Here is a 13,024-nt window from a genome sequence, read left to right as displayed (position 1 = left end):
CTAAAATGTGGTGTGCTGAGTGCGAATCCATCGATGATTATTTTTTTGCAGAAACTTATTTCTGGCTTTTTGTGCCGACCGAAGAAACGCTCCATAAGGTGGTCAGCCTTGCCACCGCCAGCAATTGCCCGGTCGCGCAAACAGCAGAGCACTGTGTTCGGGTGCAGGTTGAAAATCCTGGCATCGGGGCTTTTTTAAACCACTTGTGTGGTGGTCTGGAAGGGCCGGAGTTTGGTCGCACCAAAGTCACGACGACTCCAACACCAGAAAACCCGGATATCAAAGCCATTGGCCGGATTACAACTGCTGAAATTCTGGTTAGGCGGTATCAGGCGCAATGGTTAACCACGGCCATTGATAACCATGCCTACGAAAGCTGGTTTCAGCCAATAGTGGTGGCTGGCGGTGCAATCGATGCGCCCGCCATATTTGCCCATGAGTCGTTATTTCGGTTATTTGATGAAGAGAATAGCTTAATTCCCCCGGCCTTTGCTTTTTCGCTGGCGGAGCAGAGTGATCTGTTATTTGCACTGGACCTGACAGCAAGACGCTCGGCAGTAGAGTATTTTTCACGGGCAAAGCTGAAAGGGAAGGTGTTTATTAACTTTAATCCTTCCAGTATTTACGATCCCGCTTACTGTTTACGGGCTACCGCATCAGCTATTCATCAACTGGGCCTTAAACCTGCCGACGTCGTGTTTGAAATTGTTGAAACACATCGTGCACAGGATATGAATCACTTGAAAGGGATCCTCGCCTTTTATCGCAAAAGCGGCTTTGGTGTGGCTATTGATGACATTGGGTCGGGATGGTCTGGATTAAATCTTCTGGAGCAACTCAGACCCGATTACGTGAAAATAGATATGGAACTGATTAGTGGCATAGACACTAATCACTACAAACAGGTTATCGTAAAGCATCTCATTGAAATCGCCCGTCAGAACGGTGTCAGGGTCATTGCAGAAGGCATCGAAAACGAACAGGAAGCTCTTATGCTGACTGAGCTTGGGGCAGATTACCTGCAAGGCTACTTTTTTGCTCGGCCCAAACGTTTCAGTGATCGTATTTCTGACGAAGAACGCCAGGCGATCTACGATTCGGTTAGCCCTATCGAACAAGCTATGCGAGCACCGCTGGCTAAATAATCACGCAAAATTTGCGTGCGTTAAAGACAAGTGTGCTTTACATTTGTCTTTTTTGTGATACTTTAAGTAAAGTCTACTTTACTTTATGGAAGGTTGTTGCGACATGAAAGAGGCAAAGGTACTCACACGACACCAGCGTAATCAGCATAACCGTCGCCGCCTGGCTGGATTTACCCTGGCATGGTTGCTTTCCCTGGCCCTGATTTATTTTGGGCACCGCTTTGTGTGGGACGGCGACAAGTTAATTACCGGCGTGATGGGGGCAATCAATTTGCTTTTGGGGGCAGGCATGATGTGGGCAAATAAGATCATGCTGAATGGTCTGGATGAGCTGGAGCAAAAAATTCAGCTGGAAGCCATGGGACTGTCTCTGGGAGTAGGCCTGGTGGGTGGTTTTGCTTATTCGGCACTGGCGAAAACCGGCGTATTGCCGTTTGCCGCGGAGATTTCCCATCTGGCGGTACTGATGGCGTTGACCTATTTAGCGGGTACCTATCGGGGAGTGAAAAAGTATCAATGAAAAACCGTCTTAAGGTACTCCGAGCAGAAAGAGACTGGACACAAGCGGATTTGGCTGAGCGACTGGATGTGTCACGTCAGACGATTAACGCGATAGAAAAAGGCAAGTTTGATCCCAGTTTGCCACTGGCATTTAAAGCAGCCCGGCTGTTTAAGCTGCGCATTGAAGAGATTTTTCAGGACGATGAATAACCCTTAACCTGTTTGGAGAAGAGCATGAAAGCATTAAAATCCACCACTAAAACCCATTTGATTGTTGCGCTGACGTTTGCTGCACTGATGCTGGTTGTGAGTTACCTGGTTGGTGACCATGAGAGCGCCGGCACTCTGTTGATTATGATGATCTGTGCCTACGTTATTGTAGCTGGTCAGTTAACGGGCAAAAGCCGCACGACCTGTCAGCAATAAGTTGCCTCGATTGGGTAAAAAGCGGCTTTTTGCCGCTTTTTTGTGCAAAAAAAATCATTGTGTTGCAAATCTTTAGGGTTTGTTAAACAAATTAGCGTGTGAATATACTAGCGGAGCCCGGAATATCGACTACCTTTGTACAAAGAGCTGCGGGAAGGGATGCCTCCTATAAGCGAGCTTTGTAAAACGGCTGATTTAAGGCAAAGGTGATACAGTGAACTTTACGGAAAACCCCACAGGAAGTGGCTTTCAAAGCATTAGTGCGGCAAACAGCAATTGCTGTAGTTGCTATTTACGTAATTCCGACCCGCACAAGGCGTCTACGTCTTGCCGGCATTGCTTTTCCGGCAGAGTCCTTGCACCGGACACACTGGTGTTGCCACCGGTATGGACCGGGTTAAATGCGTTGTCTGTGTTTTCAGCCATAAAACAACTGCCACTCGAGCTGCTTGAGGACTCAGTATTAAAAATTGATTTTTCTGAGGTACAACACCTTGATTCCTCAGGAATGGGTGCCCTGGTGGGTTTGCAGAAGCAGTTGCGGTCTTCTCAACACACCGCGATAAAAATTACCGGCGCGAGTGATTGCGTAAAACGGTTAATGTACACCGCAAACCTGCACCGATTATTTTTAATCGAAAATAGTTAGTTTTTTACCAGCGTTGATCATATAAATTTAGTCAGATGCGGGTGAGCCAGCTCAATCCATTGCTTAAGGCAGGGTTCATCGATAAAGCTAAAATCAGCAAAATCGAAGCCCGGTGCAACTGAACATCCCACTAACGAATAGTCGCCGGTCGAGGTTGCGGCCTGGAAATGACCACCAGGCACTATAGCGGCCATGTCATCCTCGGGTCCGCCAATTCTTTTTTCGTGCAGCTGTTGCTGATGTAACTGATAAATCGTTAACGGCGCGCCATCATAATGGTTCCAGATTTCATCATGTAACACCCGGTGGAAACGACTTACCTGCCCCTTTAATAATAAAAAATAGATATGCGTAACCGCGGGGCGAGCTAACCCGTGTTTAGGCGAAGTAACTTCATAACCAGAGCGGTATATTTGCCGGTAGTATCCCCCTTCAGGGTGGGGTTCCAAACCAAGTTTGTTAACAAGAGGGTGCATTTAATACTCCACTGAAGGGATATAACCAATCATCCGATTATTGGCAGAATGACCGCTATGCAGTAAGCACGGGCGATAGACTAAGCGCTAAGCATACATAAGCTAAAACCAATGTACATCATTTATATTAAATATTTGTTAAATGTTTGGTGGTTATGGGCTAGCCGATTTTCTATGGGGTGAGGCCTGCAGGTATTACACAGTCAGGTGAGAATAAATTTCATACTAAGCCTGAAGGGTTTAATTGTTGAGCTGTAACAGTATGATTTTAGGTTGAATTATGATTGGTTGGGATTATGCATCAGGATTGGGAGTTTGTTTAATTTTGACCGAAAAAGGATGTGTACAACATGAAATATCAAACCTATGCGCCGCTTGTTGTGGGTAACCGCAGCTATTCAGCTATCAGTTTCGAAAAGCTCGGAAGCCAGTTTGATCTCGGACGGTTACCCTTTTGCGTTAAAATTCTGCTCGAAAATCTGATTCGACATGAACATACCGACTTTGTCAGCGACACCGATATCGAAACCATTGCCAAATGGGATACCGCTGACACTGCCGATCACGAAATTTCCTTTGTACCCGCCCGGGTCATTTTGCAGGATTTTACCGGCGTGCCGGCTATCGTTGATTTAGCGGCAATGCGTGACGCTGTTAACCGTCTTGGTGGGGACGCTCAGGCTATTAATCCGTTAAATCCTGTTGAGCTGGTTATCGACCACTCGGTGATGGTGGATCATTTTGCTGAAGAAAATGCATTACAGAAAAACACCGCCATTGAAGTGGAACGCAACAAGGAGCGTTACCAGTTTCTCAAATGGGGCCAGTCCTCCTTTGATAATTTTAAAGTGGTTCCACCCGGACGCGGTATTGTGCACCAGGTGAATCTGGAATATCTGGCCCGCTGTGTTTTCGCTAAAGAGCAGGGTGGTGAAACCCTGGTTTATCCTGATACTCTGGTGGGGACTGACTCTCACACTACCATGATTAATGGCCTTGGTGTATTGGGCTGGGGCGTTGGCGGTATTGAAGCCGAAGCGGCAATGCTGGGTCAACCCGTTACAATGCTGTTGCCGCGGGTGGTGGGGTTTCGTCTAACCGGCAAGCTCAACCCGGGTGTTACGGCAACAGACATGGTATTAACCATTACCGAGCAGCTGCGTAAGCATGGGGTAGTAGGTAAATTTGTTGAGTTTTACGGGCCGGGTTTAAGCGCGTTGACCACTGCCGACCGTGCCACCATCGCTAATATGGCACCAGAATATGGCGCAACCTGCGGTATTTTTCCTCTCGATGAGGTCGCTTTGGATTACCTGCATTTAACCGGGCGGGATGAACAGCAAATTGCGCTGGTAGAGGCTTACGCTAAACAAACCGGCTTGTGGCATGACGATAACACCAGAGACGCAGAGTATCATGAAACGCTGGAACTGGATTTAGGCAAAGTCGTGCCCTCGGTTGCCGGGCCTAAACGTCCGCAGGACAGAATTGCACTGGATAATGCGGCTAACGCTTTTGATGACTGGCTGGCACAGCAAATTGATATTGCTGATGTGACCGAAGAGAGTGATTTTGTCGCCGAAGGTGGTACAGCGCCTGTGGTAGATGAAGATCATGCATCTTACGTTAAACTGGGCGATGAAGCGTTTAATCTCGAAGATGGTGCAGTCGTTATCGCTGCCATTACCAGTTGCACCAATACGTCTAACCCGTCTGTACTGATTGCCGCCGGACTCGTGGCGAAAAAAGCGGCGGAGCTTGGCATGACGCGCAAGCCCTGGGTGAAAACATCACTGGCACCGGGTTCTCAGGTGGTTACTCAATACCTCGAGGACGCTGGTTTGATGCCTTATCTGGAAAAACTGGGATTTAATCTGGTGGGCTACGGTTGCACTACCTGCATTGGTAATTCAGGACCATTGCCAGACGCTATCGAAACCGCCATTCGCAAAGCTAAGTTAACGGTAACTTCGGTACTTTCCGGTAACCGCAACTTTGAAGGGCGTATTCACCCCGACGTGGCTGCAAACTATCTGGCATCGCCGCCGCTGGTGGTAGCCTACGCTCTGGCTGGTAACATGAAAATCGATGTGGCTAATAGTCCCCTCGGTAAAGACCGCAACGGAAATGACGTTTATTTAAAAGACCTCTGGCCAGATCTTGAAGAAGTTCAGACGTATATTCGCGAAAATGTGTCGGGCGACTTGTTTAAAGCCAAATACGCCGATGTGTTTAAAGGTAGCGGCGTGTGGAACGAACTGGAAGTATCGGATACCTCGGTGTATGACTGGCCGGATTCAACCTATATTGAGCATCCGCCTTTCTTTGATACGATGTCGACCACGCCGGACGCCATTGAATCGATTACCGATGCACGCTGTCTGGTGAAGGTGGGGGATTCGATAACCACTGACCATATATCCCCGGCGGGTGCCATTGCGCCGGACAGTCCTGCCGGTGAGTACCTGCAGGAACTTGGAGTAACACCTGAGCACTTTAACTCTTATGGTTCGCGCCGCGGTAACCACGAGGTAATGATGCGCGGTACCTTTGCTAATGTACGTTTAAAAAATCAGTTAGCGCCTGGTACCAGTGGCAGCGCTACTACTCACTTCCCAAGCGGCGATGCCATGTCGATATACCATGCAGCAATGCGTTACAAAGAAGAGCAGGTGCCAGCCATTGTGATTGGTGGTAAAGAATACGGCACTGGTTCAAGTCGTGACTGGGCTGCTAAAGGTCCATCGTTAATGGGCGTAAGAGCGGTTATTGCCGAGAGCTTTGAGCGTATTCACCGTTCAAATCTCATCGGTATGGGCATTCTGCCACTTCAGTTTGCTGACGGCGACAGTGCTGAATCGCTGGGCATTGAGGGTAATGAGACGTTTTCTATCGACGCCGTAGAGCGGGGCCAGAAGACCACTTCAATGACTATTACCAAAACCGATGGCAGCAGTAAAACGGTGGAGCTTAAAGTGCGGATTGATACGGCTAACGAGTTCACCTACTACGAACACGGCGGGATCCTGCACTATGTTATTCGGGAATACCTGAAGTAATAAAACCAAAAAAGGGGCCTCGGCCCCTTTTCTTTAGCTGGATAAAACTAGTATTTATCGTTTAAACGGCTAACGGCCAGATAGCCCTGCGAAATAGTTTGTACCAGATCGTCGGTTTTATCGCGCTCAACGAATTTGTGCTCGATGCCTGCTAATTTGCCGTTGGCGAAGATATCGTCGAAGTTAATGGTGCCTTTACCCACATCGGCAAATTCACCCTGGGTGTCCATGTCTTTCACGTGCCACAGCTTAAAGCGCCCTGGGTTGCGTTTGAAATAATCCACAGGATTAAGCCCTGCTTTGACTGTCCAGTATAAATCCAGTTCCATGGCCAGCAGGTCGGCATCACATTCGTCCAGTAATATATCGTAGGGAACCTGACCATTCATGTTTTCAAATTCGAAATCATGGTTGTGGTAGGCCAGTTGGATACCATTGGCTTTAAAGGTTTCACCCAGCTTGTTAAGGCGTTCGGCCAGACGTTGGTAGCCGGCGATGTCCTTACTGCGATCTTCTGGAAAAATATAAGGAACGACTACGTATTTATGACCCATGATTTTAGCAATTTCGATCTGCTTTTCGATATCGGCGTCTGTTGACATCAGGCGCAGCAATACATGTGACGACGGCGCTGTTAATCCCAGCTCGTCCATCAGTGCTTTAACCTCTTTGGGATCATTGTCGTAGAAGCCGGCGAACTCCAGTTCTTTGTAGCCGACACTGGCAACCAGTTTTAAGGTATCCGGTACGCTCTTTTCCATCATGCTGCGCAGGGTATACAACTGCAAACCTACGCGGTTTTCTTTGGCCGCAGTGGTAACGTTAGATGCACTGGAACAAGCAGTCGCACCAAAAAGTGCCCCCATGCCGGTGGCAGACATTTGCATAAATCGACGGCGGCTTAAGCCTGGCATTTTGTTGTGTTGAGACATAATAAGTTCTCCTTATGTTAGCCGCTAAGACGGTTCGGAAAGATTGACCGGGTGCGCCGGTGCTGGCCCGGTGCTTTCACGGATGATTAACTGGTACGGTAGAATGACTTTTACCGCGCGTTTAGCTTTGCCTTTTAACACTTCTATAAGCAGGTTAATGGCAGTTTCGCCAAATTCTTCAGCGGGTTGAGCGATAGTGGTTAGCGGTGGATCGCTGTAATGTGAGAAGGCAATATTATCGAAACCGGACACGGATATATCCTGCGGAACCCGTAACCCGGCCGCTTTGAAGCGGCTAATAGCTCCGAGTGCCATTTCATCGTTTTCACATACCACTGCCGTAACGGGATGGTTCTGTTTTAGCAGGCGTTCGGCCGCCTCGTAACCCGATTGCAGGGTAAAATCCCCGGCGAACATCAGTTCTTCGTTGTAACTCAGGTTGGCAGCCTGCAATGCATCTTTAAAGCCAAGCATCCGATCGCGGGTCAGTGGGCTGGCTGCCGGGCCCTTTATCATGGCAATATGCTGGTGGCCCAGTTCAACCAAATGCTCTGTCATGGCCGCGGCCGCCAGGCGGTTATCCAGAGACACCGTCGGACATTTTGGAGCGTCAAGGATTTCACAGGCATTGACCATGGGCAACAGACCTTCATCTGTCACGTCATTATCGTTGAAAGGATTAAAAGCCCGTAATTGCACCACGCCGTCGGCCTGGGATGTGTGAATCATGCGGGCGTAATTTTGTTCAGTGGCGTCGTCACCCATGGTATTAACCAGCAATAACGAATAACCCTCTGCTGCTGCCGCTTCCTGCATGCCACGGATCACGCGCGCAAAAAACACGTTTGCCACGGTAGGGACCAACACCACGATATTATGGGTTTTGCCGGAGCGAAACTTCACCGCCATCAGGTTGGGTTTATAATTAAGCTGCTCAATAGCTTCGGTAACCTTTACCCGGGTTTTGGGCGATACCAGTTCAGGTTGCTGTAACGTTCGGGAAACGGTCGCCACAGACACACCGGCTAATTCAGCCACTTCTCTTATATTTGACAACTCGCCGTCCTCTTTCGCGCAAGGAATGATGTAACCGATAACATTATTTATTTTTTTATGTTAACAAAATTTGTTAATTCGGCTAGCGCTATTTGGCTTATTTTCCGGCAATTATCGAAAAAACCGCCGGATCGTTAACAATTTTGTGATGAGTTCGGACTAGATCTGAACAGTAAACTTGTTATACTTCGATGTAATCCGTTACATTTTTACATCATTAACAAAATTTAAACAAGTTTGATTTTTTGATGATATTGCATATCGAGGTTCGAAGGTGGCAAAAACAGAGAAGATTCGTTTAGGTATGATTGGCGGCGGTCAGGGGGCCTTTATTGGCGCTGTGCACCGTCATGCAGCTGGTCTGGATGGACACTATGAACTGGTGTGCGGTGCCTTTAGTCGTAATGCGGATAACAATCTGGAAACCGCAGAGTCGCTGAGTATCAGCGCAGACAGAGCGTACAGCAGCTGGCAAACGCTTATCGAAGAAGAATCCAAATTACCCGCAGATCAGCGGGTACAGGTACTGGCAATCGTTACGCCAAATCATCTCCACGTGGAAGTGGCCAGGGCCGCGCTTGAGGCTGGCATTCACGTCTTCTGCGAAAAGCCGCTGGCGATTTCACTGGATGAAGCCAAATCGCTTAAGCCAGCTTTAGCTGCCAAACCGGTACTGCTGGGCCTGGCGCACACCTACATCGGCTATCCCATGGTATGGCAGGCGCGTCATATGGTGGCTAACGGTGAGCTGGGCAAAATTCGCAAAGTCTATGTGGAGTATCCACAGGGCTGGTTAAGCGAAGGTATCGAAATGCAGGACAACAAACAGGCGGGTTGGCGTACTGACCCGAGCAAGTCAGGCGGCAGTGGCTGCATGGGCGATATCGGTACTCACGCACTCAATATGGCCGAGTTTGTTACCGGCGACAAAGTAAATAAATTATGTGCCGACATGCACATTCACGTTGAAGGGCGTCGCCTGGATGATGACGGTGCGGCCTTGTTGCGTTTCGAAAGTGGCGCGACCGGCGTTTTAATTGCCAGCCAGGTGTGTGCCGGTGAAGAAAACGGCCTGAAGATTCGTGTTTATGGCGAGAAAGGCGGTCTTGAGTGGATGCAGATGAATCCAAACTCATTGATCGTGCGCTCACTGACTGCGCCTATGGTTACTCTGCGCGCTGGTGGCGGTATGCCAGGGCTGTGCGAAGAAGCGCAGGCGCGGTGTCGTATTCCCGGTGGTCACCCGGAAGGTTATCTGGAAGCCATGGGTAACCTGTACACCTTCTTTGCCAAGGCGGTACGCAGCGGTCAAACCGGTAAAGCTGATGGCGTACCGGGGCTGGAAGATGGTTTACGCGGTAATGCCTTTATCGAAACCATGCTGGCCAGCACCGCGAGCGATGCGAAGTGGACCGATTTTATCGCGTCTGAATAACAAGCATCTGAGAAACGAATTAAGCAGGAGAGACAACAATGTCTGCAATTAAAGGCCCGGCTATCTTTTTAGCCCAGTTTGTTAGTGATAAAGCGCCATTTAATAAATTGGATACCATTGTTAAGTGGGCTGCTGAGAATGGCTATAAAGGCATTCAGATGCCTACCGGCAACGACGATATTTTTAATTTAGAACTGGCTGCTAACAGCCAGGACTACTGTGATGAAGTGATGGGGATTTGTCGCGATGCCGGCATTGAAATCACCGAACTTTCAACGCATCTGCAAGGTCAACTGGTGGCGGTGCATCCGGCTTATGACGAGCTGTTTGATAACTTTGCACCCAAACACCTGCACGGTAAACCGCAGGAACGCACGGAATGGGCAACTGAGCAATTAAAGTTTGCCGCTAAGGCAAGCGAACGGTTGGGACTGAAAGCTCATGCAACCTTTTCCGGTGCGTTGCTGTGGCACCTTGTTTACCCATGGCCGCAGCGTCCCGCTGGTCTGGTTGAGCAAGGCTTTGCTGAACTGGCTAAACGCTGGAAGCCTATTCTGGATGCATTTGATGAAGCTGGCGTGGATGTGTGCTACGAAATTCACCCCGGTGAAGACCTGCACGACGGCGCAACCTTTGAACGTTTCCTGAAAGCCGTGGATAACCATCCGCGTGCCAACATTCTGTTTGACCCCAGCCACTTTGTGCTGCAGCAACTGGATTACCTGGACTTTATCGACCGTTATCACGATCGCATCAAAATGTTCCACGTTAAGGATGCCGAGTTTAACCCTACCGGTCGCTCCGGCGTGTACGGCGGCTACGAGGACTGGAAAGAACGTCCCGGACGTTTCCGTTCACTGGGTGATGGTCAGGTTGATTTCAAATCTATCTTCAGCAAGCTGACCCAGTACGGGTTTGATGGCTGGGCAGTGCTGGAATGGGAATGCTGCCTGAAAGACTCTGCGCAGGGTGCCGCCGAGGGCGCGCCGTTTATTGCCAGCCATATCATTGAACCTACCAAGCATGCGTTTGATGATTTTGCCGGCGCCGAGGCGAGCGAAGAACGTAACCGCCGCATCCTGGGTTTAAAAGATTAATAACAACACGTAACTGGTACAAAAAGTACGGTCAGTACAGACATTTGGCGAGGAGCCTATGAACACAATAACAATACGTCTGAGTATTATGATGTTTCTCCAGTTTTTTATCTGGGGTGGTTGGTTTGTTACGCTGGGAACCTTTCTTGGCGGCACGCTCGGTGCGTCGGGCAGTGAAATTGGTATGGCGTTCTCGACCCAGTCATGGGGCGCGATCATTGCACCGTTTATCATTGGCCTGATTGCCGACCGGTTCTTTAATGCTGAGCGTATTCTGGGCATTCTGCACCTGGTAGGCGCGGCACTAATGTACATGATGTACATGTCGACCGACTTTGCCGGCTTCTACCCTTACGTACTGGGTTACATGATTGCTTACATGCCAACCCTGGCGCTGGTAAACTCCGTCTCATTTGGCCAGATGACCGACCCGAGCAAAGAATTTGGTAAAATTCGTGTATGGGGCACCATTGGCTGGATTGTTGCGGGTCTGGTGATCAGTTACGTATTCTCGTGGGACTCGCAGCAAGGTATTGCTGACGGGATGCTGCGTAACACCTTTATGCTGTGTGCAATTGCTTCATTAGCCCTAGGGATCTACAGCTTTACCCTGCCAGCTACGCCGCCTGCGGCGAAAGGCACCGAAGCGGCCAGCCTTGGCCAGTTGCTTGGCCTGGATGCGCTGGCGATGCTGAAAGATCGTAACTTCTTTGTGTTCTTTGCCTCAAGTGTCCTGATTTGTATTCCACTGGCGTTTTACTATCAGAATGCAAACCCGTTCTTAACCGAAATCGGGGTTGAAAATGCCACCGGTAAAATGACCCTGGGTCAGGTATCTGAAGTGTTATTCATGCTGGCGTTACCGGTATTCCTTAACCGCTTTGGTATCAAAATGACCCTGTTACTGGGCATGGCTGCCTGGGTACTGCGTTACGCCTTGTTTGCTATTGGTGACGCCGAATCTGGCTTGTTCCTGTTGATTATTGGTATCGCACTGCACGGTATTTGTTACGACTTCTTCTTTGTGTCCGGCCAAATTTACACTAACGCCAAAGCGGGCGACAAAGTGAAAAGTGCGGCACAAGGCCTGATCACGCTGGCAACCTACGGTGTGGGTATGCTGGTGGGCTTCTGGGTTGCCGGTCAGATTACCGATAACTATGCCGGTGATGCGGGCCATGCATGGCAACAAATCTGGATGTTCCCGGCCGCATTTGCCGTGGTGGTTCTGGTGCTGTTCTTGCTGGTATTTAAGCAAGAAGACGTTAAAGCAGATGCGTGATCCTAAGGGACTGCCGTTAACGGCAACAACGGTGAATGCCCGGCGCGATGTGCTGAAAAAGCTGGTGCTGGGCATGACCGGTGCCAGCCTTAGCGCATCGGCGTTAGCTGCTTTGCCAAACGACATTGCAAAGTTAACCCTCAAAGGCAATATCAACCACTCTGTGGCGCGCTGGACATACAGCGAATTAACCATAGAAGAGTTGTGTATTGCGGCCAAAGCCATTGGCTTTAGTGCGATTGATTTAGTGGGGCCAGACGACTGGCCCACGCTGAAAAAATATGGCATCGACAGTTCAATGTGTAATGGCGCAGAACTTAACCTGACCGACGGTTGGGCCGATCCTGCCTTTCATGATGTGCTAACCGAACGTTATCTGAAACACATCGATTTAATTGCCGATGCGGGCTATCGCAATTTGATTTGTTTTAGTGGTAACAAGCGGGGCGTAACGCCGGAAGCCGGTTTGCAACACGCCGTGACCGGGCTTAAGCGGATTATCGGCCATGCCGAGAAGCGTGGTGTGATCCTGCAAATGGAGCTGTTTAACAGCAAGGTGGATCACCCTGATTACTTTGCCGATAACTCAGCCTGGGGCATTGCCCTGTGCAGGCAGTTAGGTTCAGCTAATTTTAAGCTGCTCTATGATATTTATCATATGCAGATCAGTGAAGGTGACATCATTCGTACCATTCGGGAAAACCATCAGTACTTTGGTCACTATCACACCGCCGGTGTTCCCGGCAGACATGAAATAAACGACAACCAGGAGCTTTTTTATCCGGCCATTATCAAAGCGATAAATGCAACGGGCTTTAACGGATATGTAGCTCAGGAATTTATTCCAACCCCAAAAACTATTCAGGGTCAGATTGAATCGCTGCGCGAAGCCATTCTGATTTGTGATGTGTGATTGGGCAACACACAAAATCGGGCATAAGAAAGACACGATTTAAGGGGAGAAAT

Annotated in this window: 13 protein-coding genes; 10 read left to right on the top strand and 3 right to left on the bottom strand. The window is 49.2% G+C overall.

Annotated features, from left to right (window positions below; translation table 11 throughout):
- Positions 1-5: 5 nt before the first annotated feature.
- The 5 genes from BFC17_RS21775 to BFC17_RS22365 all read left to right on the top strand — a co-directional run bounded on the left by BFC17_RS21775 (position 6) and on the right by BFC17_RS22365 (position 2,721).
- Positions 6-1,145: an EAL domain-containing protein gene (locus BFC17_RS21775; RefSeq protein ID WP_070178639.1), complete on the top strand. Its 1,140-nt coding sequence runs from the start codon at positions 6-8 to the stop codon at positions 1,143-1,145.
- 103 nt (positions 1,146-1,248) lie between these two features.
- Positions 1,249-1,665: a hypothetical protein gene (locus tag BFC17_RS21770; RefSeq protein WP_070178638.1), complete on the top strand. Its 417-nt coding sequence runs from the start codon at positions 1,249-1,251 to the stop codon at positions 1,663-1,665.
- Positions 1,662-1,856: a helix-turn-helix transcriptional regulator gene (locus tag BFC17_RS21765; RefSeq protein WP_070178637.1), complete on the top strand. Its 195-nt coding sequence runs from the start codon at positions 1,662-1,664 to the stop codon at positions 1,854-1,856. The genes BFC17_RS21770 and BFC17_RS21765 overlap by 4 nt, the downstream gene beginning before the upstream one ends.
- Before the next feature lie 24 nt (positions 1,857-1,880).
- Positions 1,881-2,072 carry a hypothetical protein gene (locus tag BFC17_RS21760; RefSeq protein ID WP_070178636.1) on the top strand — a complete coding sequence of 64 codons (192 nt, stop codon included), beginning with the start codon at positions 1,881-1,883 and terminating at the stop codon, positions 2,070-2,072.
- A 214-nt stretch (positions 2,073-2,286) separates the two neighbouring features.
- Positions 2,287-2,721, top strand: a complete 435-nt coding sequence (locus BFC17_RS22365; RefSeq protein WP_083271893.1) for an STAS domain-containing protein — start codon at positions 2,287-2,289, stop codon at positions 2,719-2,721.
- Positions 2,722-2,738: 17 nt separating this feature from the next.
- Here BFC17_RS22365 and BFC17_RS21750 read toward each other — a convergent pair whose 3' ends face one another.
- Positions 2,739-3,197 carry a cupin domain-containing protein gene (locus BFC17_RS21750; protein ID WP_070178634.1) on the bottom strand — a complete coding sequence of 153 codons (459 nt, stop codon included), beginning with the start codon at positions 3,195-3,197 and terminating at the stop codon, positions 2,739-2,741.
- Positions 3,198-3,547: 350 nt separating this feature from the next.
- Between BFC17_RS21750 and acnA the strand changes: the two genes are divergently transcribed.
- Complete coding sequence (gene acnA, locus BFC17_RS21745) at positions 3,548-6,256, top strand: aconitate hydratase AcnA (RefSeq protein WP_070178633.1); 2,709 nt, start codon at positions 3,548-3,550, stop codon at positions 6,254-6,256.
- 47 nt (positions 6,257-6,303) lie between these two features.
- Here acnA and BFC17_RS21740 read toward each other — a convergent pair whose 3' ends face one another.
- On the bottom strand, positions 6,304-7,188 hold the full coding sequence (locus BFC17_RS21740; protein WP_070178632.1) for a sugar phosphate isomerase/epimerase family protein: 885 nt from the start codon (positions 7,186-7,188) through the stop codon (positions 6,304-6,306).
- A gap of 24 nt (positions 7,189-7,212) precedes the next feature.
- Complete coding sequence (locus BFC17_RS21735; RefSeq protein ID WP_070178631.1) at positions 7,213-8,244, bottom strand: LacI family DNA-binding transcriptional regulator; 1,032 nt, start codon at positions 8,242-8,244, stop codon at positions 7,213-7,215.
- Positions 8,245-8,548: 304 nt separating this feature from the next.
- On the opposite strand from BFC17_RS21735, the gene BFC17_RS21730 reads away from it, so the two are divergent.
- Genes BFC17_RS21730 through BFC17_RS21715 form a run of 4 tightly spaced genes read left to right on the top strand, consistent with a single transcriptional unit; the run spans position 8,549 to position 12,971 of the window.
- A complete protein-coding gene (locus BFC17_RS21730; RefSeq protein WP_070178630.1) occupies positions 8,549-9,679 on the top strand; it encodes a Gfo/Idh/MocA family protein in 1,131 nt (376 codons plus the stop codon).
- Between the two features lie 38 nt (positions 9,680-9,717).
- Positions 9,718-10,776, top strand: coding sequence for a sugar phosphate isomerase/epimerase family protein (locus tag BFC17_RS21725; protein ID WP_070178629.1), 1,059 nt, complete (start codon positions 9,718-9,720; stop codon positions 10,774-10,776).
- A 58-nt stretch (positions 10,777-10,834) separates the two neighbouring features.
- A complete protein-coding gene (locus tag BFC17_RS21720) occupies positions 10,835-12,058 on the top strand; it encodes a nucleoside permease (protein WP_070178628.1) in 1,224 nt (407 codons plus the stop codon).
- Entirely contained in the window at positions 12,051-12,971 is a 921-nt protein-coding gene (locus tag BFC17_RS21715) for a hydroxypyruvate isomerase family protein (protein WP_070178627.1), read from the top strand. Before BFC17_RS21720 ends, BFC17_RS21715 begins: the two co-directional genes overlap by 8 nt.
- The last annotated feature ends 53 nt before the right edge of the window (positions 12,972-13,024 follow it).

The organism is Marisediminitalea lipolytica (assembly GCF_001758465.1).
In the GTDB taxonomy this organism is placed as follows: domain Bacteria; phylum Pseudomonadota; class Gammaproteobacteria; order Enterobacterales; family Alteromonadaceae; genus Alteromonas; species Alteromonas lipolytica.
Note: the sequence above shows the minus strand (reverse complement) of the source record. Positions and strands in the feature narration are given on the sequence as shown.

Coding starts and splice junctions, on each gene's coding strand:
- BFC17_RS21775 (WP_070178639.1), top strand. CDS start 6: ATGTGGTGTGCTGAGTGCGAATCCATCGATGATTATTTTTTTGCAGAA.
- BFC17_RS21770 (WP_070178638.1), top strand. CDS start 1,249: ATGAAAGAGGCAAAGGTACTCACACGACACCAGCGTAATCAGCATAAC.
- BFC17_RS21765 (WP_070178637.1), top strand. CDS start 1,662: ATGAAAAACCGTCTTAAGGTACTCCGAGCAGAAAGAGACTGGACACAA.
- BFC17_RS21760 (WP_070178636.1), top strand. CDS start 1,881: ATGAAAGCATTAAAATCCACCACTAAAACCCATTTGATTGTTGCGCTG.
- BFC17_RS21750 (WP_070178634.1), bottom strand. CDS start 3,197: ATGCACCCTCTTGTTAACAAACTTGGTTTGGAACCCCACCCTGAAGGG.
- acnA (WP_070178633.1), top strand. CDS start 3,548: ATGAAATATCAAACCTATGCGCCGCTTGTTGTGGGTAACCGCAGCTAT.
- BFC17_RS21740 (WP_070178632.1), bottom strand. CDS start 7,188: ATGTCTCAACACAACAAAATGCCAGGCTTAAGCCGCCGTCGATTTATG.
- BFC17_RS21730 (WP_070178630.1), top strand. CDS start 8,549: ATGATTGGCGGCGGTCAGGGGGCCTTTATTGGCGCTGTGCACCGTCAT.
- BFC17_RS21725 (WP_070178629.1), top strand. CDS start 9,718: ATGTCTGCAATTAAAGGCCCGGCTATCTTTTTAGCCCAGTTTGTTAGT.
- BFC17_RS21720 (WP_070178628.1), top strand. CDS start 10,835: ATGAACACAATAACAATACGTCTGAGTATTATGATGTTTCTCCAGTTT.
- BFC17_RS21715 (WP_070178627.1), top strand. CDS start 12,051: ATGCGTGATCCTAAGGGACTGCCGTTAACGGCAACAACGGTGAATGCC.